We start from the raw sequence: 21,809 nt of genomic DNA on the forward strand, positions 1-21,809 counted from the left end.
AATAAAAATTTAACACTTAATGCACTTATAAAATTATAATGCTCTTTTAAATTTCTACGCTAAAACGCAAAAAAGCACTTGTTGCCTCTAGTTGACAATCAAGCGCTTTAAGTTCATCTGTTTTTAAGTAGCATTAAATTTGTAAATTTTATGGCAACAGTATGACACCTTTTATATGTCGTGACAACTACTACATTAAAAATTACGAGCTTGTACGAGTTCGTTAGTTTTATGTCCATTCCATGTCTTTGTATTCGTCGCACAGTAAAATGTCATATCGCCTAAGCTCGTACTTCGTTTTCTATTCTATCATTGTACATAGTACTCTATGATGGTACAACCATCATGGAGTATATATTTTCAAACACCCTATTATTTTTTCTATCCATTTCACATAAACTTTATTTTTCATTCATCATTATATTTTTAATCGTGTAATTTACTTAAAAAATCAGTAAATGTATCTGCAATGTAAAATACATTCTCTCTTGCACGTTCTTCCACTTGTTCTTCTGTTAATCCTTCTTCTCGCATCAACATTTCTTTTTCACCAGCATTTTCATGTTCCCAAAATACCACAACAGGGTTATTTTTGTCATTTTTATAGTCAAAACATATTAAATTTCCCGCTGGATCAAAAGCAAAAGGAACTAATTCTGCCGGTAGTGTATCCTTGTAATCATCAAATACTTCTATAATATTTTCGTCATCATCCATATCGTAACTTAATAACGTTCCAAAAACCTTTCTTTTCCCTTCAACTTCAAATACCTCTGGACTAACATGCGCTCCATTATTTTTCATCACACATTCTATATAATCTAAAGGAAAATTAATGTTCAATTCCTGTTCAACATTCTTTACATCTTCTCGTATAATAGGTTCATCTGGTGATCTCCATTGTACCTTACTCATCTGATTCCATCCCCCCATAATGCATTTCCACCTAAATGGTTAACTTTATGCGTTTTAGACACTACTAACTGCATTTTACCAGGTACTTGATGATGATGCCAAGTCAATCCTTTTATTCTAGCTTCCTCATTATAAATATCCCGGAGCTGTTTCTCTGTAAAGATTTCTTTTGGTATATCTCCCTTCTCTATTGCTTCTTTTAAAGCCTTTGTACAGAACTTAAACTGTCTATCATCAGATGCTATAAACATCCCTTTATCCAACCTTGTTTGAAATTTAACAGCATCTCCTTTAAAAATAGGAAATCCTAGTACATCGTAGTCTACACCTTTCACATGTGTACCTCCCGCTAATGATTTATTTAAAATATTATTTTTAGGTGAGGCATTCAAATATTCATCAACATAACCTACCACTTCTTTAAACTCTTCAACACTATCATACCCAAATTCTTTGATAGTAGTATCATCTACTTGTTTTAAGAAATCTTCAACACTATTATATCCCTTAGGAACAATTGATCTATTAATCAAATTTCCGTCTTTATCGTAATTATTTTTAATTACTTCGTCAATTTCAGATCTATGAACAGTATTACCCGTACCCTTAGCAAGTTGATAAGCGTCATCCTTAGCTGCCGTACTTGCCTTTGAAAACTTTCCAGCTACTTCTCCAACAGTTGAAGATTCTATATAAGGAAGCTTCATTCCTATTCCAGTATCCACCGTCCTAACTGCTACTGGAATAGGAGTATTTTTCATAGCATCTAGTGCATTTTTTAAAGTCTTATTTTCCTTAAGCGATTGTACCACATTTTTACCCAAATTTGGATTAAAACCAGGCATTCCTTCTTTGAATTTTAATAATTTGGCTAAATCAGCTAATTCACTCGTTCCTTTGAATGCTTTTACTCCTTTTCCTACTGCTCCAACAAATGGGATTGCATCTAATCCGCCAAAAATGATGTTTCCTACCCGCTCTTCTTGGCTCAATTTCCGGTGTGTTCCCCAGTCTTCTCCGTCGATACCGCTTTTTATTTGTACAGCGCCGTATACAACTGCGGCAGCGGCCCCAAGTGGTGGACAAAGGATTGTTGTGATGATGATTCCTGCGCCTATTCCTATGTCTCGCACCATTTCTAGTTTTTTCTGTTCATCTTCTATCGATTTGTATTCAAATCCTCGTGTGGATGGGACTACTTTCTTGTATTCTTCATAATTTAGTTTTGCATCTGGGTTTTGTTTTTTTAGTTCTTTGTACTCCGCTTTCAGTACGTTATCAAATGCAGGTGAATCTTTAAAAATATCTTCTACAGTTATTTTATCTTTTTTTGTTTGTATTGTTTGCGGTACACTTCCGTATCCCGCGTGCTCATCTGGTAATACTGTCGTTGTTGTAGAGCCAATTCGGTTATTTGTTTCGAAGCTAAGAATAGATGTATCTCTCATTTTTTGAGCGAATTTATCCATTTCTACTAAAAAAGGTTTATCTATATGTTCAGACACCAATCGCCCTGCTTCTCCGCAATATTTTTGTAATGTCGAATAGCTATCAAGTAATTCCCCTATTTTTTGCGATTGATCTTTTGGGCTAAAATGTATACTACCATCTGAGTCTAAATCTCGTATTCTTCCATCAATTCTTTTTAATGATTCATTTGCGTCCCGTAATTTCATGAGTGCATCTTTTGTAATTCGATTCATACCATCTCCCATGTTTTGCCATGGTTCAGGTCTATATTTCACATCCATTTCGTTTTCATCCCCCAGCCGTATGGTGATTTCTACAACTTACTTAATCTTTCACGTAATTGTTCGTCCTTTTCAAGCATTTCTACACATACATTTCCTACAACTTTCGCCGACCTCAAATAGTGTTCAGACAATTCAAGTGTTTTGTGTAATATATCAGGATATTTTTCAATTACTCTCATCGCTTCACCTTTTTGATAAAAATCACTGCTTAATAAACTCTCAATATTTGTTCCAATGACGTCTAAATGGATTTTATATATATTTTCTAACTTCATTACTATATCAAGTAGTTCTTGAAAATTAACTAATACTTCTTCTCCACCACCAGAACCACTATCTCCCATTGATACTTGCATTATTGCATACCTCCTAACGAGAATTGTCTCGGGTCAATTAACTTTTTATATGGCATTTTTAACACGTCATACAATTTCTTATTAACCGCATAGAGGCTCACCCAGTCATATCGATTACGATCTACATCTATTTGAACGAAATCTTCTCCTTCAGTGAAATATAAGAAACATTCCCATTTTCCTCCTCTATTACTTCGAGGCCTCGTATACGTTTCTATCGCTATAACGTCTTTATTTGATAAATCTTTCCCCTCAAATGTTTGTTGTTCTGTTTCTGTCATTCTCTTTGAGAAAAATGTATCTTCTATTTCTCTCGGTTCTCTCAATAAGAAAGGGATGCGTGTTAATAATGAAAAATATACGTCTGGCTTTGGTATGTAGTCGATCTCGTATTTTTTATTTGGCTCTACTTCTGTTAATACAGCCACTCGGTCTTTATCATGTTTCAAAAAGCCAATTAATACATTATTAATTCTCGTGTATTCATGACAATTTTCATATTCCTTTAATAGCTCAATCATTTGAAAAGCTGCAGAGGTAATTCCATTTTCACTTGTAAGCAAGCCTTTTTCTTTTAAACTCATAGTTGCTTTCGTGACACATTCTTCATCAAGTAAAATAATTACGTCACGGTTTGGCAATCCAAATATATCCGTAACCCCGGCTGCACCTGCGAGAACATATAATTCAGCTGGTGCAAAATCCCTTTCTTTTCCCATTCTTTTATCCCTCATTTCTCCATCACAACTGTTTTATCGCCCTTACTTCCGATCTATCTCCGTACGTTTGAATACTTTTATCTAACTCTTTCAAAGCTTTCGTATGTCCTTCAAATGCATCTACCAGTTCTGAGTTATATTGAATGATTAAATCTAGATAACTTAAAAAGGCATCTCTCGTTTTTCCATTCCAGTTCGCACATGTAACGTATGCTTTTAAGTTTTTCGCTTCGTTTAAAGAATCCTTCATACCATTTTCTATGTTTTGTGCGTAAGAAATGGCACTTGCAGTGTTACTTCCTATAATTTCAACCTCTTTACCACTCATGTTGGTTCCCTCCATTCTTTGTATGCTTAATGGATAAGTTTTTCAATTTCCTTTTTCTTTTCTTCAAAAGCCTTAGTCGCTGCAGCGTATGCTGACGCTTTCTCCGCTTCTGCTTTAGCTTTATATTCCAAATACTTTGCATAAGCTGTACCTTTTGCAGATCCAACATCGCTTAATGCACTTTTAAAATAGGATACTAATGTATTTAATTCTTCATCCTTTTCATGACGTTTTTGTTCAAATTCAACTGCCGGAATTTTATTAGCTTCCAAGCCATTACTTTTACTCTCATAATCTCTCTTCGCTGATTCAGCCTCTTGAATGAATTGCTTTAACTCTCTTTCTTTATCTTTTAAATAATCATGTAAATCATCATACCGATCTCGTTTCCTCGCACTTTCTGTAAAACCAGACGCATTTAAAAAAGCATTGTACAATTCATCTAACATCTTTCTCCCCCTTTATTACAATAATTATGTAGTTAAATTCGTATATATAAACATAAATATTCATTACATTAAGAATTAACAAATAATTATTTTTGCATATTGCTATTTTATCAAAGGGGTTTTAACATTTCCATATTTTATAAATAGCTTTCGCATTTTTCTTCAATTGTAATACCTGAAAAGCAGGCAGTCTTTAAGGCCTAATTAAGTAAGTATTCTATGTTACAAATGAAAAAGGATCTGATATAAATATCAGATCCTTTTTCACTGCTTCTTTTATAAATTTAATTTCTTGATACATACATCGTTTCATACGATAACTGGTTCATACGTGCTCAAATTATCATACACAGTTTTTACAATACTAGGCGGAAGGTTAACACATCCTCAGATCCACCTTTTCCTGTGGCAGTGCATAATTTTTAATAGAATCCAAGTGTATTTTTACTTGCCTGACTTAATTTTTTCGCTATACTCTTCTAAAGTTAACCCTGTTTCTTTTAGATACACAGCAACTTCTTTTCCTACATAACGATAATGCCATGGCTCATACTTAATACCAGTAATATTCTCTTTATCTTTCGGATAGCGGAGAGTAAACCCATACTCTGCAGCATTCTTATCTAACCATTTGAATGCATCAGTCGTTTCAAATTTTGCATTTAAATCTTCTACCGTATTCTGCCATTCAACTGAAATAATGTCTAACGCTAATCCCGTATGATGTTCACTTGCACCAGGATACTGAAGATATTCCAATGCCTTAGCACTAGCCTCTTTATCCGACAAACCTTGAGATTTATAGCTTTTAACTGAAGCATCATAATAAGTTTGTTGTAATTTTATAGCTCGATAACCTGATCTTAAATAAAGATTGATTCCCTCTTTTTTTGCAGCTGCTACCATATCCTGATAGGAAGTTGCAATTCTACTATCTATTTTCATATTTGGCTTCGCATTTTGGGTAATACTTGTTAATTCAATTCCTAGTTCCTTTGATAACATATGCTCTCTATTTACAAGGATAATTCTCCAATCATTAACATCAGAGATAGGTAAAACATCTTTTTTATTCGCATTTATCTCATTTTTATTTTTATCGTTATTATTAGTAGTTTCCTGAGATGTTTGCTTTCCACTACAAGCAGCAAGGCTCCATCCCATTGCCAATACCAATGCTAAAATTATAAATTTTTTAATTGTATCTCATTCCCTTTTTGTTTATTAGTCTTTATACCAATTTCCCAACACATCTCTAGGAATCTCCTTGAAATTCTCTAAAGAAACGGGGCCGACAAATTTTTTAATCCCATGATTTTTAGAATCTTCATCCGAATAATCTTTTAAAAATTGAATTTTAAATTGTTTCTTACCATCAGCATAGTCGGTTACTGTCGGTACGAGTGCCGCTTGTCGTATACCAAAAGTTTTATCTTCATACTTAACAAATTGTATATAAGATAATCCTCCTACCAATGTTTCTAATTTTTCTTGAGCAGAAATAAGATTTCCAAGAGAATAATAGATTAGCGTTTCATGTCCATCTTTATTTTGTTTCCACTCAATTGGTTGAATTACATGTGGATGATTTCCAATTACTACATCTACACCTAAATCTGTTAAATATTGAGCAACTTCTTTTTGTTGCTTTGAAGGTGTAGAGGTATATTCTACTCCCCAATGCACCATAACAATCACCATATCAGAGCTACTCTTTGCCTTTTCCACATCATTTTGTATCGCTTTTTTATCCATTACATTTAATGCCCAAGACTTATCAGCTGGAATTTTAATTCCATTCGTACCGTATGTATAATTTAGTAACGCAAAACGAATACCATTTTTTGTAATCGTTTTTATTTCATTACGCTCATTTTGATTCTCATTAATGCCTAATGAGATAACATCCGGATATTTCTTCCAGTATTCTCTTGTATTCGCAACACCTTTAATACCCATATCCATAGCGTGATTTGTCGCTTGCGTCACTATATTGAATCCAGTGTCCACTAAAGATTGACCTACTTCTTCAGGTGTATTGAAAGTCGGATATCCCTGTACTTTTAGATTATTTCCTGCTATTGGAGTCTCCTGGTTCACTATAGCAAGATCACTTGATTGAACAGCTTTTTTGATATTTTCATAAATATAGTGATAATCATATGAACCGTCTTTTTGTTTGCCATCTTTAATTACTGCATCATGATATAAATTATCACCCGTTGCCATTACATTCACAACCGATTTTACTTTTTTACCTTCAATAAAATTAGGAGACTGTTGAATAGGACTTTTCTCTACCCAATTTGGTGCTTTTAATGATGTATCTGTATTTGATTGAGCCGGTGGTGATGAAGCTTTAGATGACTTAACATCTGTATTATCACAAGCGGTTAAAAGTACTAAAAAAATAAGACATAATAAAAATTTATTTTTACTTCTCTGTAAATTATGTAACATGTAATCCTCTTTTCTGTTCTATTACTTATAACCAATTTTAACAAATAACTTTTTAAACAACGTATTTTGGTTTTACACTTCATTATGGAAGGACACTCTGTTACATCTGCTTCGGAATATACGGATAACCGTTTTCCACTTTCTAACAATCTATCGATTCTATTAGAATTGATAGATTGCTAAAAAAGCATTATCCACCAGGATGCCGACTAGATTCCAATCAACATCCTCCATATATTGAATTTGATATACCTGTTCCAATTGTAGTAGCTGGTTAATCTAAACAAGAGAGGAGATATAGCCTCTTCTCTTGCTTTACATTTGTGAGTGGCTCCAAAAAGAGGGAATCGTTGACGTCCCCTCTTTAGATAGTGCAAAATTTTTGTACCTATTTTCTTTAAGTCGAGCGACAATCATTATACGAATCACAATAAGTAAGACCCAAGAACTTATTTTACCAATATATTAAAAAAGTAGCAATATCACCTGCGATTCATATAAAGAAGACAATTAGGAGAAATGAAAAAGGAAGTCGTTATCTCTATCGTACAATTGATAAAGATGATGTAGCTCAAGTATTAAAAAAGTTAATCTGTACTATTAACAACAGTTAAAAGAAAAAAATAGTTATTTCCTATATCGAAAATTATGTAAATGAATACTGGTATGAAACGACTATACGATGGCACCGTTATATTTCCATAAAACTAACAAACTAAAATACCACGTAACATTACAAGAGTTACGTGGTATGTAAACGATGAAATATTAAATTTTCACTGATTGTTCTTCTTGATAAATAATTTCACCATCAATAATAGTTATTTCTACTTTTAAATCTTTAATTTGGTTTGGATTCACACTTAAAATGCTGTCATTTAATATAACTAAATCCGCCAACTTTCCGACCTCTATGCTTCCTTTTATCTCTTCTTCAAAACTCGCATAAGCGCCATTCCATGTGTATAGTTTAATAGCTTCCATTACACTTATAGATTGATTCACACCAACCTCTATTCCAGACTTCGTTTTTCTATTGACAGCAACATGAATTCCTAATAAAGGGTTATAGTCGGTAACTGGTGCATCCGAACTACCTGCTGCAATGATGCCTCGATCAATATAATCACGAGCAGCGTACATATGATTAACACGATCACCATAGTGCCGTAAATATATCTCTCCGAATTCATATGGAAATGGAGGGTTTGGAATTGGAACTATCTCAAGTTTTTTCATTCTCTCTTGTAAATCTGGTGAAGAAATTCCCGCGTGCTCGATTCGATGACGATGATTTTTTCTTGGTGATTCCTCTAACGCCCTTTCTACACAATTTAAATACATTTCAATAGCTTTATCACCTTGTGCATGCACAGTGATTTGATAACCTTTTTTGTGTGCTTCGCCTAACACTTGATAAATTTCTTCCTCATTATAATAAAGAATGCCATAATTGTTACGATCACTCGAATACGACTCACGGGTTGCAATTGTAGGTCCAGTACTACTTCCATCTGTAAACAGTTTAGCTGGTCCAACCTTGAACCTCTCATCTCCCGTACCAGTTATCACACCAGCTTCGACCATTTTATTAACAAATTCATGGGAGTTATTTATTTGACATATCATTGCATATATTCGGACACGAATATCCCTACTCTTCACAGCTCGTTGTAGTAAACGAAAACTCTCAGGTCCATCTCCACCTGCGTCATGTATACTCGTTATACCAGCTGCAACGAAATGATCTGATGCAATTTTCACAGCCTTCATCATTTCACTTTCTTTATAACTTGCAACTTCACTCATCTCCATATTTGCTGCTTCAATTAACCTTCCTGTAAGCTTTCCTGCCTGATCCTTTTCAATAACTCCCCCACTCGTGTTCGGTGTGTTCTCGTTAATTTGCGCAATTTCTAATGCTTTGCTGTTCACTACGCTTATGTGGTGACAAGTACGAGTTATAATAATAGGATGGTCAACTGAAATGTCATCCAGCTCAGTAATTGTTGGATAACGCTTTTCCTTCACAGCGGTTTCATTAAAGCCCCAAGCACGTATCCATTCACCTTTTGGCGTTTCTAATGCCTTCTTTTTTAGGTCATCTAACAAAGCTTCGATAGAATCAATATGTTCAGCTTTACAACTGACAGCCAACTGATTTTGTCCATAAGAAATGAGGTGAAGATGGGAATCAATGAATCCAGGAAGAAGCGTTTTTCCTTGCAAGTCAATTACATCCGTTTTTTCTCCTATAAAACTCTTAACCTCCTCATTTGAACCAACAAATGCGATACGATTATTTTGTATTGCCACAGCTTCGACTACTGTATTCTTTTGGTCGACTGTAATAACTTCTCCATTTAACAAGACAACATCAGCTTTCATAAACTCAACCCTTTCGGAATTACCCTTTTCGAGTAATTCATTCCGTATTTACAGTTACATCTCTCAATAGGATCTTCCGCCTTTTAACAAATTAAAGTTGAGCTAAACACTCTTTTATTGTTGTAACGATAAAAGTAAAGTCTTCCTCTGTAATGCTTAATGGCGGTGCAAGTTGCAAAATATTATTGTAACCGGCAACAGTGTCACCATTTTTACCGATAATTAGACCTTTTTCTTTACAAGCATTGATGACTTTGTTCATCTTTTCAATGGAAGCCGGTTCTTTTGTTTGCTTATCTTCCACTAGTTCAATACCTAAAAGAAGACCTTTTCCGCGAACATCTCCTACGTTTGGATGTTCTTTTACATCCTCTAGTTCATATAATAGTCGTTCACCCAATTCCTTGGAACGGTCAATGAGTTTCTCATTCTCCATAATTTCTAAATTTTTCAAAGCTAAGGCGCAAGCTGCAGGGTTTCCTCCGAACGTATTCACATGGCGAAATCGATTATAATCTTCGCTGCCTACGTACGCCTCATAAATCTCTCGTTTAACTGCTGTTGCCGACAAAGGAAGATACGCACTTGTAATACCTTTTGCCATCGTAATGATATCTGGTTTGACACCGTAATTCATAAATCCAAACGGCTTCCCTGTCCGCCCAAATCCACATATTACTTCATCACAAATGAGCAACGCACCGTGCTTCTCGCAAATTTCTTTTACTTTTGCCATATATTTATCAGGAGGCATCAAAATGCCGCCCCCAGTAATAATCGGCTCCATAATTACGCCGGCTACTGTTTGACTTAACTCCCATGTCATGACACGATCGATTTCATCAGCACTTGCCAGTGTACGAACATCTTCTGGATTACGATACGTATCAGGCGGTGCTACATGCAAGAATCCTTGCCCAAGTGGTTCATATTTATACTTTCTTTGTGCTTGTCCTGTTGCCGCAAGAGCCCCCATTGAGTTACCATGATAAGCACGATAGCGTGAAATAAACTTATAGCGTCCATGATCACCTTTTTGCTGATGATATTGACGAGCAATTTTAAACGCTGTTTCATTTGCTTCCGATCCACTGTTAGAGAAGAAAATAACGTATTCATCATCAAACCATTCATTCAATTTCTCTGCTAATTTAATAGCAGGAACATGACTTTGTGTCAGAGGAAAATATGGCATTTCTTCCAGTTGTTCAAAAGCCGCTCTTGCAAGCTCTTTACGGCCATATCCAACATTCACGCACCAAAGACCGGACATGCCGTCTAAATAACGGTTTCCATCAATATCCGTCACCCATGCTCCTTCTGCTTTTGTAATAATTAAATTCGTTGGATTAGGGGATGCTCCTTTCATTGCATGCCAAAGGTACTTTTCATCTGCTTGTTTCAAACTTTGTGTTTGCTCTGTCACTTGCACAATCACCAACTCCATTCTATCCGTTTATGATTTTCTATCACTCTATCAATAACGAGCCGTAAGCATTTTCTTGCGCGTATAAAATTCTACGCCATCTTTTCCATTTGCATGGAGATCACCATAGAAGGATTTCTTATAACCTGAGAACGGGAAGAATGCCATTGGAGCAGGAACCCCAAGATTGACCCCAAGCATACCTGCATCAATTTCTTCACGGAATTCACGAATTGCTTTCGCGCTATCGGTGTATAGGCATGCACCATTTGCGAACGGTGATGCATTAGCAACATGAATTGCTTGCGCCAAGTCTTTTACGCGTATAATAGAAAGAACCGGTGCGAAGATTTCATCTTGCCAGATTTTCATTTCCTGTGTCACATTGTCAAAAATCGTTGGACCGACAAAATAACCGTCACCGTTTGCTGCATCATCTTCACGTCCGTCACGAATAAGTGTCGCTCCCTGCTCTATACCAGATTGAATGTATCCGTGTGTACGCTCTTTATGGCCGTCACGAATAACGGGACCAAGAAAAACATCTTCTTCCAGACCATTACCAATCGTAATTGCATTCGCCTCTTGAAGCAGTCTATTAACGAGCTCATCTGCAACGTCTTCTTCCACGACAACAACAGCCGCCGCCATGCATCTTTCACCCGCTGAACCGAAGGCAGCACTTGTAATTTCTTTCACTGCAAAACTAAGGTCCGCATCTTTTAATACGATCGAATGATTTTTTGCACCTGCAAGAGCTTGTACACGTTTGCCGTTTGCTGCTGCTGTTTTATATATATACTCAGCGACAGGTTGAGAACCAACGAAAGATACAGCCTTCACATCCTCATTGTCAAGAATGCCATTCACGACGTCATGTGCACCATGTACAACATTTAGTACTCCATCTGGAAGACCTGCTTTTGTAAACAGTTCAGCTATGCGATTCGCCAGCAACGGTGTTCTTTCAGATGGTTTTAATACAAACGTATTTCCGCATGCAATCGCGAGTGGGAACATCCAGCATGGCACCATCATCGGAAAGTTAAATGGCGTTATTCCTGCGATTACTCCGATTGGATAACGATACATCCCTGATTCAACACCAGTAGCAATATCAGGAAGTTGCTCTCCCATCATTAAAGTAGGTGCACCTGCTGCAAATTCAACACATTCAATCCCTCGCTGTACTTCACCGTAAGCTTCTTTATAACTTTTTCCATTTTCCAAGGTAACGAGTTTCGCTAACTCCTCCCAGTTTTCAATCAAAAGCTGTTGGTAGCGAAATAGAATCCGAGCACGCCGAGGTACAGCAACCTTTTTCCATGTTTGGAATGCTTCTTTCGCAGTTGCTACAGCTCTATCCAAATCTTCTTTAGTCGAAAGCGGCACACGAGCAATAGTCTCTCCTGTTGCTGGATTTGGTACATCTTCTACTTGTTTACTTTTAGATTCTATCCATTGTCCACCAATATAATTTTTTAACGTTTGTACATTTTTGGTTACTACCATGGTGAAACCTCCTAATTTTAAGATAGCCGTCCTATGTATGTATTGCATTCACAAAAAAAGAAAGCGCATTCATTAGACGGTATATAAACTTATTTATATACATTTCTCTAACATTACTAATCTTACTCTTATCGATTGCATATGCAGGAGCAGTCATCTGCTTAGCATTTGTCCACTCTCCAGTTCACATTATTTCAGATTAATCTCATGGTTCATCTTATAATTCTTTTTCAAAAATACTGGGCAATCCCATTCACAAACAAGGTCCTTATCCAAGGAAACAACCCAGCCCTTTGTAACATGATACTTTTTTCCATCAACAGTAATAAACACTTCACCGTCTGTCACATAGAAAACTTCCTGTTCTTCTACATGCCACGTTCCTTTATTTGGTTCACCTACCCATGGTTCCCATGTGTTGGCACCTAGTTGCTCTGCTTCTTCTGCTGTAATTTTTTTCGCAAAAAACATGATGATACCCCTCTCTCTTATTAGTAATTTTGACGGAATACGTTCCTATACATCTACTGTTTTAACATTGGTATCTGTATTAACATTGGTAACCTTTAAACGTTTGAACTCTTTTCTCATAAAGTATATGGCAATGAGAACGCCTGGAATTTCGGCAGCAGGAGCAGCGTACCATACACCTTCTACACCCCAGAACTTCGGAAAAGCAAATAGAAACGGTATCATGAACAACAATATTTTGCTAACACTAATAAACGTTGCGGACCAGTTTCTCTCCTGTGATTCAAAATAACCAGAGACAAGCAAGCTAACTGCACTAAGTGTAAACAAACAATTGAATACAACCGTCGTCCAAATGCCCAGTTTTTGCAATTCAGGATTACCACCGGAAAAAAATGACACAATTGGATCTGCAAAAATGATTAATATAGCTGTCACAATTACAAAGAAGGAAACTGTAAAAATGAGTCCCATCTTAATTGCTTGTTTCACACGATCAAGGTTGCCTGCACCATAATTATAACTAATAATCGGTTGAAGCCCTGTCATTCCACCGAGCGCCGCTAAAGCGAGAAGATTTGTAATGTAACCATTTTGAATCGTGAAAGCTGCAACGTGCAGACCACCTCCGTAGCTTTGCAGTAAATTGTTGGTGAAAATAATTGCTATAAACATCATGAACTGACTAGAGAAAGATGCAAACCCCGTCCAAACTACTTCACCAATCTTCTTAAGATTAATCATCACATCTTTCATTTTTGGCTTCAGTTTTGTTTTACCAAACCAGAAATAAAAGATTAAGAGAACAGGAATCGATTGCGAAATCGTATTAGCCCATGAAGAACCCATCATCCCCATGTCATACTTCACTACCATAATCCATTCCATAACTCCAGCAACAACTGCTGCGACTAACCAACTGTTCATTGACAATATAGGTTTTTCATCGATATTAGCTAAAATACTTAATACAACGGCCAATATCGTTAATGGCAACGAAATCCATAGTAGTCGGCTATATTGCACCGCATACGGAAGTGCTTCATCACTTGCTCCAAATAGAATCATAATATCAGTTTCAAAGACCAATCCAAGTACAGCTATCAAAGTGGAAAGGAAAAGAGTAAACCATAAAGTTTGTCCCATAATACTTCTAGCTTCTTCTATCTTCCCTTTCCCCATTCGAAGTGAAATGACCGCTCCGGCTCCTATCCCCAAAAGAACCCCAATCATACGGGTAATAACCATGACCGTAAATCCAATTCCGATTCCTTCGATTTCTAGCTCCTGAAAGCCACTGACGAAATAGCCATCAATAACCGATACAACTCCTAGAATTACATTAGCCATAATTCCTGCCAAAGCAAACCGTAAATATAGTAACGGAATACTTTTGGTTCCGAGCACTGAATCATCCACCGACTTATTCATTCCTTCTGGCTTCTCTATGTTCGATGACGGACGGTTGTCCACTATTTTCATGAGCATATCCCCTTACAAATAATTTATATAGCAAGTTAAGCTCAATTAATTCACATACCAACCTACAGGCTTGGCATGCTGGTGGATATTGATTTGCTTCGTTTCCATAAAGTGCTCCAGCCCGGCAACACCTAAAGCCCTACCGATTCCACTTTGCTTATACCCGCCCCAAGGACCTTCAACATAAGCAAGATGATAACTATTAATCCAAGTAATTCCCGCACGCAATTTACTAATGACACGTTTTGCTCGGTCCATATCTTCAGTAAATACAGCACCGGCTAATCCATAAATGGAATCATTCGCTTTTTGGATCGCATCTTCCTCATCTTTAAATTTCTGTACAATAAGGACTGGTCCAAAAATCTCTTCCTTAACAATACGCATATCTGCATTTACATCAGCAAAGATTGTTGGTGCGATAAAAAAACCTCGATCAAGCCCATTTTCTGTTAAACGTTTACCACCACAAACTAATTTTGCACCTTCTTCCATTCCACTCTTTATATAATGTAAAACGTCATTCATATGAGACTCGGTTGTGAGAGCTCCCATTTCGATATTCTCGCTTTCTCCGTTTCCAACTACAATTTTGTTCGCACGTTCGGCCAATCTTTCAACAAACTTATCGTAAATGGTCTCTTGTACAAGTAAACGGGATGCAGCTGAACAAACTTGCCCAGCGTTGTGGAAAATACCAAACATCGCATTATCGACAGCAGTTTCAAAATCCACATCGTCGAACACAATAAGTGGAGATTTCCCCCCTAGTTCCAGTGTAATTTTTTTCATATTGCCCGCGGCTGCTCGCATAATACTTTGACCTGTTTTTGTTCCACCTGTAAAGGCAATTTTGTCAACATCATGGCTCTCTGCAAGCTCATTCCCAACCTTTGAACCAGGTCCCAACACTAAGTTTGCCACTCCGTCTGGAAGCCCAATCTCTTCGATAATTTCAAATAACTTGAATACGCTTACAGGAGTGACGTCAGCAGGTTTAATTACAATTGTATTCCCTGCGGCAAGTGCAGGAGCAATTTGCCAAACAGCTAGCATAAGCGGGAAGTTCCAAGGTACAATCAGTCCACAAACACCAATCGGTTCATGAATAACAATCGTTTCTGAAGAATCATCACGATTGTAAGATTCCTTTTTTATACCTTTAATCAAGTCAGCATAATAGCGGAAGCATTGAACCGATACTGGAATATCTACATAGGTTGTTGCACGAATAACCTTACCGTTATTTGCAGTTTCCAAACGGGCAATTTCAGCTGTCTTCTCTTCAAGACGATCTGCAATCTTATATAGATAATCAGCTCTTTCATCAGCCGATAAATCTGACCAAATTCCGCTGTCAAACGCTTTACGAGCCGCCTTTATTGCTAGTTTCGCATCATCTGCTGATCCATGAGCGGACGTTGCAATAACCTCTTCAGTTGCAGGATTGATAATATTTCGTCTCGCACCCGATAATGCTTCTACCCATTTTCCGTCAATGAACATGTTTATTTCCATAAACACCTCTCCTTTACGCAATAATATCTACCAACTTGAAACCAATATGTGCTATATTGACCAGCATCGTTTTCTGATTATAGAATGGAAATGATTTGAGACGTTCCTTTTCAAATCGATATCCACCTGCATTCCCCGTAACGATCCATTGTGCCAATAACTTACCAAACAATGTTGAGAGAGACGCGCCGTGGCCTGTATAACCAGTTGCAAAATATGCACCTTCTTTAGATTTACCGATAACCGGGAACGTATCAATTGTCACACCGATAAATCCACCCCACCTGTAATCTATCTTGCTTCCTTCTAGTTTTGGCATTATTTTAACCATAGCATCGTACACACTTTGATAAACGGCATCACCTAAGTTCGGACGAATATCACCACCGCCAAATACGATTCGATTATCTGGTGTACGCCTGAAATAGTAAAGGAAACTACTCGTATCAAAAACCATGCGATCTTTAGGAATAACGCTATTCAAAAGTGTTTCTGAAAGCTGTTCAGTAGCAATAATGCGTGCCGAAATTGGCAGTACGCCTTTATTCAGTTCAGCCATGATTTTTCCAGAGTAACCATCTGTAGCAACAATAATGTCTTTCGCTGTAACAGTACCTTTTTCTGTAACAACTTTCACACTATTTCGGCCGTACTCAATAGATAATGCTTTCGAATGCTCAAAGATTTTTGCACCAATTGATTTCGCTGCTTCTCCCAAACCAATTGCATAGTTCAGTGGTTGGAATGAGTAACTTGAGTTGTCGACTAAGCAACCATAATATTGAGGGGAATCAATTTCTTGATGCAACTGACTTCGATTAAGCACGCTACATTCATATCCAAAATTTTTGTTTAAGTACTCACTTTCATGTTTCAATCCTTCAAAATGTTTGGCTTTGTAAGCTGCCACAATGTGACCTGTCTTTCTAAAATTACAGTTGATTTGATGCTCGTCGATAATGTTTTTAACTAATTCAACACTAAGCAGAGAAAGATCGTTAAGCTGTCTCGCCTCTTCGGCACCATACTTTTTAGCAAGCTCCTGCATCGTTGACTTATAGCCCGGCAATACCATCCCGCCGTTGCGACCGCTTGCGCCATATCCGATTGTTTCCTGCTCAAGGACAATGACACTCTTTCCTAATTTTTGCAAATGATATGCAGAAGAAAGACCTGTGAAACCTGCGCCAATAATGACAACATCCGCCTCTTCATTTCCTTCAAGAGGTTTTCCTTTGTCATAGCTGTTTGCAGTCGCTGTCCACAGAGAGAGCGTATCCATTCGATCCATCTTTTCCATAGCTAATCCTTCTCCTTTCGTGACATGTATGTTACAATACAGTCAAAAATATTCGAAATATTCACTCTTATTGAATTAATAATATGATTTGGAGTTTCCTCCAAGTCAATAGTCATTTAAGAGTTTTTTGAATTCATTTTGCGAAAAAAGTGGAGTAACTCCACTTTTTTCATCGGAGGGACACATCTATGAAAATTGGTGCATTTGCAAAACTTTTTCATGTTACGACTGATACCGTTCGTTATTACATTGAACTTGGATTATTAATACCAGACAAAAAAAACACCCAGTATCAAATGAACCAATTGTGTTTCGACGACATGGCTTTTATTACCGAGTTGAAAAAATTTCATTTTTCATTGTTAGAAATCCAACGAATTTTATCGTATCGGCGTGTTACAAGCTTCTCGGACCATGAGGATATCGACTACTACAACAACTTGCTCACTGATAAAAAGAACGAACTGATCCAAAAAAAAGAAGACATATCAAAAGCTATCCAATTGATTGAAAAGGCGGTTCAAACCAGTTCGCCTTCATCCAAAGAAGAGAATATTACAGGAATTCCGCTTGACTTTGTAAATCTGCTCTATTGTCCGAAATGCCAAATTCCCCTTGAAATGAAAGATGTAACGATTAAAAAAGTTTACATTCACACGGGAAGTTTAACTTGTACCTGTGGATACGAAGCAGCTATCGAGGAAGGTATTATCATTACCGCGAACTTGTATGAGACGTCTCCTTATCCATCTTATTTTTACGATAAAGAAACGATTAAAGAGATTAATCCCAAAATGATTAACTTATTTGAAAAAATTAATTTTCAATTTCAAAAAGTTCTACAAAATATAGATTTGAAAAACAAATTAATTGTGGAAACAAACGTTGACGCTTTCGTGTCACTACCTAAATATATCGATGTTCTTGAAACGAGCGCATCCTATGTATTCAGTGGCTATTCACTTGAGATGCTCAAGAAGGTTCGAAACAGAATTGAGCGTATGAATCCGAAGCCACGCGTCCTTTATATTTTGAATTCCGATTTAAATTTGCCATTGAAACCGCTTAGCATCGATGTTTTTGTAGATAGTTTTTCAGTAACTGATTTTTCATTGCTCAATCCGCAATTCCCCATTCACGTTCTAAAAAACTATTTACATAACAGTTCAACAATTGTCGGCGGATACTCGTATTATGATAGCTCGGCCAAATCCTTGAAAAACATTTCAGGCTTATATCCAAATTCCAACGAGCATATTTTGTATCCCAAATACTTAGAAGAAAATTTATCAGTCAATGGATTTCAAATTACGCAAAGTGAAAATATCGGTTACTGTACAGATCCAGGACCTTATTTCGATTATCATGTAATAGACGAAAAATTCCACATGCTCATGTATTTGGCTAGTACGAACAAATAGCATACAAAAAGTATTTGTCCGAAAAATATGCTATTTCACAAATGAGTAGCACCTTTGTAGCTAAAATGGTAGTGCGGGTATCAGCATCCGCACTACCATTTTCGATTTGCCAATTTCATTCTACAACGTTTACATATCAATCTTATTTAAATGAATTATAGTCACGGCTCTATAGTTCCTGTCCCAACTCCAAAACTCTATACGTTTAGCATTCTTCGGACTACTATTAGATTTTTTTATTTAGTGAAGGTCTCACAGTACTATCTTTACTAACGAAGACAGCGCAACTCATTTTTATTCGTTCTTCCCAGAAAATATCTCTTCATTCTATCCCCCTCCTAAAATCCCTTTTCCTCCATTGACCAGTCGTAAAAAAAGCCATCCAACTCGAACGAATTGGATGGCCTTATACTAGAAAGAAAATGTTCTATTTGTATTACTTCAATTTTCCCTCAAAAACAATTTTTCTACCACACGGTTCAACTACTGTTTTTCCGTCTTTCTTCACTTCATGAAAGATTGGCTCTTCCATACGACGAGACGGGGCGTATCCTTCTTGTTCCATGCGAGCTAAGCAGTCTGTAATTGCTTCGTTTTCGAGTACTTCAAATTTCTTTTTATTAGGTTGTTTTGTCATGCCCTAACCTACTTTCTATTTTTCTTGATGCGAATTGATTCTTCATGTAGATCATATATACCATTGCGAGAATCCCTATTATAATCATAACCGCAATAAAAAAGCTTGTATACTGTATTTTTTCTATAAATACGCCTCCTAATACAGGCCCCATAATACTTCCTAAACTAAAGGCGATTCCAGATAATATATTACCTGCTGGTAGTAAGTGTCTCGGTAATAAATCTGTCATAAATCCAAGTCCTAAAGAGAAGCAAGATCCAATGACCATACCAGCTAACAGCATGCAGGCAAAGACTATCCAGTAATATTGATCAAATACGGCCGCAAGTAGAAAAATGCTCGTACCTATGCTGAACGTCCACGTTAATATACGGTCCCTTCCGTATTTATCACTTAATATACCGAGAGGAATTTGTGTAATAATGCCCCCAACTGCAAACGCTGGCAATAAGAAGGAAACTTCCGATACAGACCACCCTTTACGAAGTGCGTATACTGGTAAGTTACTATTTAACATTGCTTCAAGCACACCGTATGCAAGTGGTCCCAGTAATGCAATCCACCCTAATCCAACAACTTGTTTATAACGAGAAAATGATGATCCACTCTTCACTTCTCTTTCATCTTGTGCTGGGAATGCATTTTTCGTTGGGAGTAGTAAAAGCCAACCTATTAAACAAAGTATAGTAGATATGATAAATGGTGTTGCAAGACCGTACTGAACAGTGCTTGCTAAATACGGACCGACGGCAAAACCAATTCCGAAGAATACACCGTATATCGATACTTGTCTACCTATTTTACTCGGATCCGATGTTGTCGTAATCCACGTTTGCGTTCCAACATGAAGCATATGATCGCCGACTCCAACTAGAAATCTAAGGATAAACCATACCCAAAATGAAAATGTTTGTGTAAAAAAGAATAATGAAATAATGACGAGAAACCCACCAATGACGATAATTGGCTTCATTCCAAACTTTTGCATCGGTTTTTCAAGAAACGGTGAAATAACTAATATCCCAATGTATAATGCCGTCGCATGAATACCATTAATACTTGAACTAACCCCTTCTTGTTCAAAAATCATTGCAATGGCAGGTAAGAGCATCCCCTGTGATAAACCTGAGATTGCCACAATCCCAACCATAATCCAAAAAGTAAAACGCATCGACATCCTGTTCCCTCTCCTTCTCACGCTTTCCACTTTTCATTATAAACGGTTTCTTCAAATGCGTGTACGAATATTAACAATAAAAAGAAGCTAAAAGAATGAGCCTTTTAGCTTCTTATCCTTCCCAAACTTGTGCTTTCACATTGTAATGAAAATGTTTAAAATATGGATTTTCATAAAATGAAGGGCCATATAAGTACGGATGTGAATGAGCGATTGGTGGCTGCTGTATTTGTAAAGGAACTACAGCTGGTGAAACTTGCAAATACATCGGGCTTATCATTATTTTTGCATATAAGTGATGATTATATGGCGAATGCGCAATTAAAAACGGTTGATGCACTAGTAATCTCCCCTTTTACCTACAAATGTTATAGTATATGCAATACTTTTGCTTTCGGGGACTATTTCTGTTCTAACCAATTCTCTACATGATTTATAAATACATCTAAACAATCAATAAACGGTGAGTGCCCGCAATCTTCTAACACCTGCAACTTTGCATTTGGCAAATGTTTTGCTAATTCCTCACCGACTACTTGCGGTACGACGTAATCCCTGTCACCTTGTATGACGAGTGTAGGAGTTTTAATACGATGAATTTGTTTATTTCCCTCTACCACACCATTATGTTCATCCGAAATATTAAATGTGATGAGCGCATAATTCACATCTACGAAATTACGCTGCGTTAACATATCATCTAAATACTTCTCATAACGATCCGGTTCCGGTTGATTGTGTGTATATATTAATAGATTCCACACTGTACGATAATATAATTTATTCATATTTTTTATCGCATCTAGTACTGGAGCAATTTGTACGGGATCTTGCGCGATTTCTTCTTTCGTCTTTACTAAACTTGATACGATCGGTTCCCCGTTAATATCTTTTTTAAAGATTGGATAGCCTTTCATCCCTACTGATTCTACTAAAATTAACTTTTCTACAAAAGTTGGGTGATTCGCTGTAAATTGCATCGCAACACCACCGCCCATTGACCATCCCATTAACGAAAACTTCTCTAGCTTTAATTGATCGATAAATAATTTTACATCTTCTGCGAAGTCTTGTAATGAATCTATCGACTTATTATACGTCGATTGTCCAAATCCTCTTAAATCAAGAGCGTAAATATGGTATTGATTTTGCAGCTTTTCGATAACTAAATCAAAGTGTTGTGACGATGTCATGTTCCCGTGAATGAGTACGAGAGTTTCTGTATTTCGCCTTCCAACTTCCTGATACGCAATCGTTTCTCCATTCGATAGTGCAACAAACTCCATTGTTGCAGGCTTAATCATCACAAGTTCCCCCATTCTTTTTAATAGAAAGAAAATTCTTTATATAATTAAAGAATAACATACAGAATATATGTTCTCAACATAAAACCTATGCGAAATTTTCACATAAAACAACATGCCTATTACTAGACAACTATAATAAAAAAAGATATAGTTAGCTAGGTAACTAATTTGAAAGGATCAAAATAT

Annotated in this window: 20 protein-coding genes; 1 reads left to right on the forward strand and 19 read right to left on the reverse strand. The window is 36.7% G+C overall.

Annotated elements, in window-relative coordinates:
* Nucleotides 1-426: 426 nt before the first annotated feature.
* The 15 genes from F0362_RS15935 to F0362_RS16010 form a co-directional block, all read right to left on the reverse strand.
* Nucleotides 427-915: an SMI1/KNR4 family protein gene (locus F0362_RS15935; RefSeq protein WP_000049179.1), complete on the reverse strand. Its 489-nt coding sequence runs from the start codon at nucleotides 913-915 to the stop codon at nucleotides 427-429.
* On the reverse strand, nucleotides 912-2,666 hold the full coding sequence (locus tag F0362_RS15940) for an HNH endonuclease (protein WP_149889872.1): 1,755 nt from the start codon (nucleotides 2,664-2,666) through the stop codon (nucleotides 912-914). The genes F0362_RS15935 and F0362_RS15940 overlap by 4 nt, the downstream gene beginning before the upstream one ends.
* 32 nt (nucleotides 2,667-2,698) lie before the next feature.
* A complete protein-coding gene (locus F0362_RS15945) occupies nucleotides 2,699-3,025 on the reverse strand; it encodes a hypothetical protein (RefSeq protein ID WP_001198200.1) in 327 nt (108 codons plus the stop codon).
* Nucleotides 3,025-3,744, reverse strand: coding sequence for a DUF5081 family protein (locus F0362_RS15950; RefSeq protein ID WP_149889873.1), 720 nt, complete (start codon nucleotides 3,742-3,744; stop codon nucleotides 3,025-3,027). Before F0362_RS15950 ends, F0362_RS15945 begins: the two co-directional genes overlap by 1 nt.
* Nucleotides 3,745-3,766: 22 nt before the next feature.
* Nucleotides 3,767-4,072: a WXG100 family type VII secretion target gene (locus F0362_RS15955; protein ID WP_000014533.1), complete on the reverse strand. Its 306-nt coding sequence runs from the start codon at nucleotides 4,070-4,072 to the stop codon at nucleotides 3,767-3,769.
* A 26-nt stretch (nucleotides 4,073-4,098) separates the two neighbouring features.
* Nucleotides 4,099-4,521: a hypothetical protein gene (locus F0362_RS15960; RefSeq protein ID WP_000883458.1), complete on the reverse strand. Its 423-nt coding sequence runs from the start codon at nucleotides 4,519-4,521 to the stop codon at nucleotides 4,099-4,101.
* Between the two features lie 444 nt (nucleotides 4,522-4,965).
* A complete protein-coding gene (locus tag F0362_RS15965) occupies nucleotides 4,966-5,697 on the reverse strand; it encodes a M15 family metallopeptidase (RefSeq protein WP_000241998.1) in 732 nt (243 codons plus the stop codon).
* A gap of 48 nt (nucleotides 5,698-5,745) precedes the next feature.
* Complete coding sequence (locus tag F0362_RS15970; protein ID WP_149889874.1) at nucleotides 5,746-6,981, reverse strand: CapA family protein; 1,236 nt, start codon at nucleotides 6,979-6,981, stop codon at nucleotides 5,746-5,748.
* 768 nt (nucleotides 6,982-7,749) lie between these two features.
* Nucleotides 7,750-9,369 (reverse strand): amidohydrolase, encoded by a 1,620-nt coding sequence (locus tag F0362_RS15980; protein ID WP_000642584.1) that lies wholly within the window; start codon nucleotides 9,367-9,369, stop codon nucleotides 7,750-7,752.
* Nucleotides 9,370-9,460: 91 nt separating this feature from the next.
* Nucleotides 9,461-10,816, reverse strand: a complete 1,356-nt coding sequence (locus F0362_RS15985) for an aspartate aminotransferase family protein (protein ID WP_172624226.1) — start codon at nucleotides 10,814-10,816, stop codon at nucleotides 9,461-9,463.
* 30 nt (nucleotides 10,817-10,846) lie between these two features.
* Entirely contained in the window at nucleotides 10,847-12,307 is a 1,461-nt protein-coding gene (locus tag F0362_RS15990) for a CoA-acylating methylmalonate-semialdehyde dehydrogenase (RefSeq protein ID WP_000261827.1), read from the reverse strand.
* A 189-nt stretch (nucleotides 12,308-12,496) separates the two neighbouring features.
* Complete coding sequence (locus F0362_RS15995; protein WP_000464526.1) at nucleotides 12,497-12,778, reverse strand: cupin domain-containing protein; 282 nt, start codon at nucleotides 12,776-12,778, stop codon at nucleotides 12,497-12,499.
* A gap of 45 nt (nucleotides 12,779-12,823) precedes the next feature.
* Entirely contained in the window at nucleotides 12,824-14,260 is a 1,437-nt protein-coding gene (locus tag F0362_RS16000; RefSeq protein ID WP_000706165.1) for an MATE family efflux transporter, read from the reverse strand.
* A gap of 45 nt (nucleotides 14,261-14,305) precedes the next feature.
* Entirely contained in the window at nucleotides 14,306-15,778 is a 1,473-nt protein-coding gene (locus F0362_RS16005) for an aldehyde dehydrogenase family protein (RefSeq protein ID WP_000405148.1), read from the reverse strand.
* A 13-nt stretch (nucleotides 15,779-15,791) separates the two neighbouring features.
* Nucleotides 15,792-17,078, reverse strand: coding sequence for an NAD(P)/FAD-dependent oxidoreductase (locus tag F0362_RS16010; protein ID WP_000413844.1), 1,287 nt, complete (start codon nucleotides 17,076-17,078; stop codon nucleotides 15,792-15,794).
* Nucleotides 17,079-17,266: 188 nt separating this feature from the next.
* On the opposite strand from F0362_RS16010, the gene F0362_RS16015 reads away from it, so the two are divergent.
* Nucleotides 17,267-18,499 (forward strand): MerR family transcriptional regulator, encoded by a 1,233-nt coding sequence (locus F0362_RS16015; protein ID WP_000689568.1) that lies wholly within the window; start codon nucleotides 17,267-17,269, stop codon nucleotides 18,497-18,499.
* A gap of 436 nt (nucleotides 18,500-18,935) precedes the next feature.
* Here the strand turns inward: F0362_RS16015 and F0362_RS16020 are convergent, their stop codons facing one another.
* The 4 genes from F0362_RS16020 to F0362_RS16035 form a co-directional block, all read right to left on the reverse strand.
* Nucleotides 18,936-19,136, reverse strand: coding sequence for an NETI motif-containing protein (locus F0362_RS16020; RefSeq protein WP_000166300.1), 201 nt, complete (start codon nucleotides 19,134-19,136; stop codon nucleotides 18,936-18,938).
* Entirely contained in the window at nucleotides 19,120-20,316 is a 1,197-nt protein-coding gene (locus F0362_RS16025) for an MFS transporter (RefSeq protein ID WP_000062789.1), read from the reverse strand. The genes F0362_RS16020 and F0362_RS16025 overlap by 17 nt, the downstream gene beginning before the upstream one ends.
* Before the next feature lie 112 nt (nucleotides 20,317-20,428).
* Nucleotides 20,429-20,656, reverse strand: coding sequence for a hypothetical protein (locus tag F0362_RS16030; protein WP_000554163.1), 228 nt, complete (start codon nucleotides 20,654-20,656; stop codon nucleotides 20,429-20,431).
* A gap of 61 nt (nucleotides 20,657-20,717) precedes the next feature.
* Complete coding sequence (locus F0362_RS16035; RefSeq protein ID WP_000594846.1) at nucleotides 20,718-21,620, reverse strand: intracellular short-chain-length polyhydroxyalkanoate depolymerase; 903 nt, start codon at nucleotides 21,618-21,620, stop codon at nucleotides 20,718-20,720.
* Between the last annotated feature and the right edge of the window lie 189 nt (nucleotides 21,621-21,809).

Origin of the sequence: Bacillus sp. BS98 (genome assembly GCF_008432245.1) — a bacterium.
Classification (GTDB): domain Bacteria; phylum Bacillota; class Bacilli; order Bacillales; family Bacillaceae_G; genus Bacillus_A; species Bacillus_A toyonensis.

Bases quoted from the DNA above. Each gene is read 5' to 3' on its own strand.
- F0362_RS15935 (WP_000049179.1), bottom strand. From the start codon at position 915: ATGAGTAAGGTACAATGGAGATCACCAGATGAACCTATTATACGAGAA.
- F0362_RS15940 (WP_149889872.1), bottom strand. From the start codon at position 2,666: ATGGATGTGAAATATAGACCTGAACCATGGCAAAACATGGGAGATGGT.
- F0362_RS15945 (WP_001198200.1), bottom strand. From the start codon at position 3,025: ATGCAAGTATCAATGGGAGATAGTGGTTCTGGTGGTGGAGAAGAAGTA.
- F0362_RS15950 (WP_149889873.1), bottom strand. From the start codon at position 3,744: ATGGGAAAAGAAAGGGATTTTGCACCAGCTGAATTATATGTTCTCGCA.
- F0362_RS15955 (WP_000014533.1), bottom strand. From the start codon at position 4,072: ATGAGTGGTAAAGAGGTTGAAATTATAGGAAGTAACACTGCAAGTGCC.
- F0362_RS15960 (WP_000883458.1), bottom strand. From the start codon at position 4,521: ATGTTAGATGAATTGTACAATGCTTTTTTAAATGCGTCTGGTTTTACA.
- F0362_RS15970 (WP_149889874.1), bottom strand. From the start codon at position 6,981: ATGTTACATAATTTACAGAGAAGTAAAAATAAATTTTTATTATGTCTT.
- F0362_RS15980 (WP_000642584.1), bottom strand. From the start codon at position 9,369: ATGAAAGCTGATGTTGTCTTGTTAAATGGAGAAGTTATTACAGTCGAC.
- F0362_RS15985 (WP_172624226.1), bottom strand. From the start codon at position 10,816: ATGGAGTTGGTGATTGTGCAAGTGACAGAGCAAACACAAAGTTTGAAA.
- F0362_RS15990 (WP_000261827.1), bottom strand. From the start codon at position 12,307: ATGGTAGTAACCAAAAATGTACAAACGTTAAAAAATTATATTGGTGGA.
- F0362_RS15995 (WP_000464526.1), bottom strand. From the start codon at position 12,778: ATGTTTTTTGCGAAAAAAATTACAGCAGAAGAAGCAGAGCAACTAGGT.
- F0362_RS16000 (WP_000706165.1), bottom strand. From the start codon at position 14,260: ATGAAAATAGTGGACAACCGTCCGTCATCGAACATAGAGAAGCCAGAA.
- F0362_RS16005 (WP_000405148.1), bottom strand. From the start codon at position 15,778: ATGGAAATAAACATGTTCATTGACGGAAAATGGGTAGAAGCATTATCG.
- F0362_RS16010 (WP_000413844.1), bottom strand. From the start codon at position 17,078: ATGGAAAAGATGGATCGAATGGATACGCTCTCTCTGTGGACAGCGACT.
- F0362_RS16015 (WP_000689568.1), top strand. From the start codon at position 17,267: ATGAAAATTGGTGCATTTGCAAAACTTTTTCATGTTACGACTGATACC.
- F0362_RS16020 (WP_000166300.1), bottom strand. From the start codon at position 19,136: ATGACAAAACAACCTAATAAAAAGAAATTTGAAGTACTCGAAAACGAA.
- F0362_RS16025 (WP_000062789.1), bottom strand. From the start codon at position 20,316: ATGTCGATGCGTTTTACTTTTTGGATTATGGTTGGGATTGTGGCAATC.
- F0362_RS16035 (WP_000594846.1), bottom strand. From the start codon at position 21,620: ATGATTAAGCCTGCAACAATGGAGTTTGTTGCACTATCGAATGGAGAA.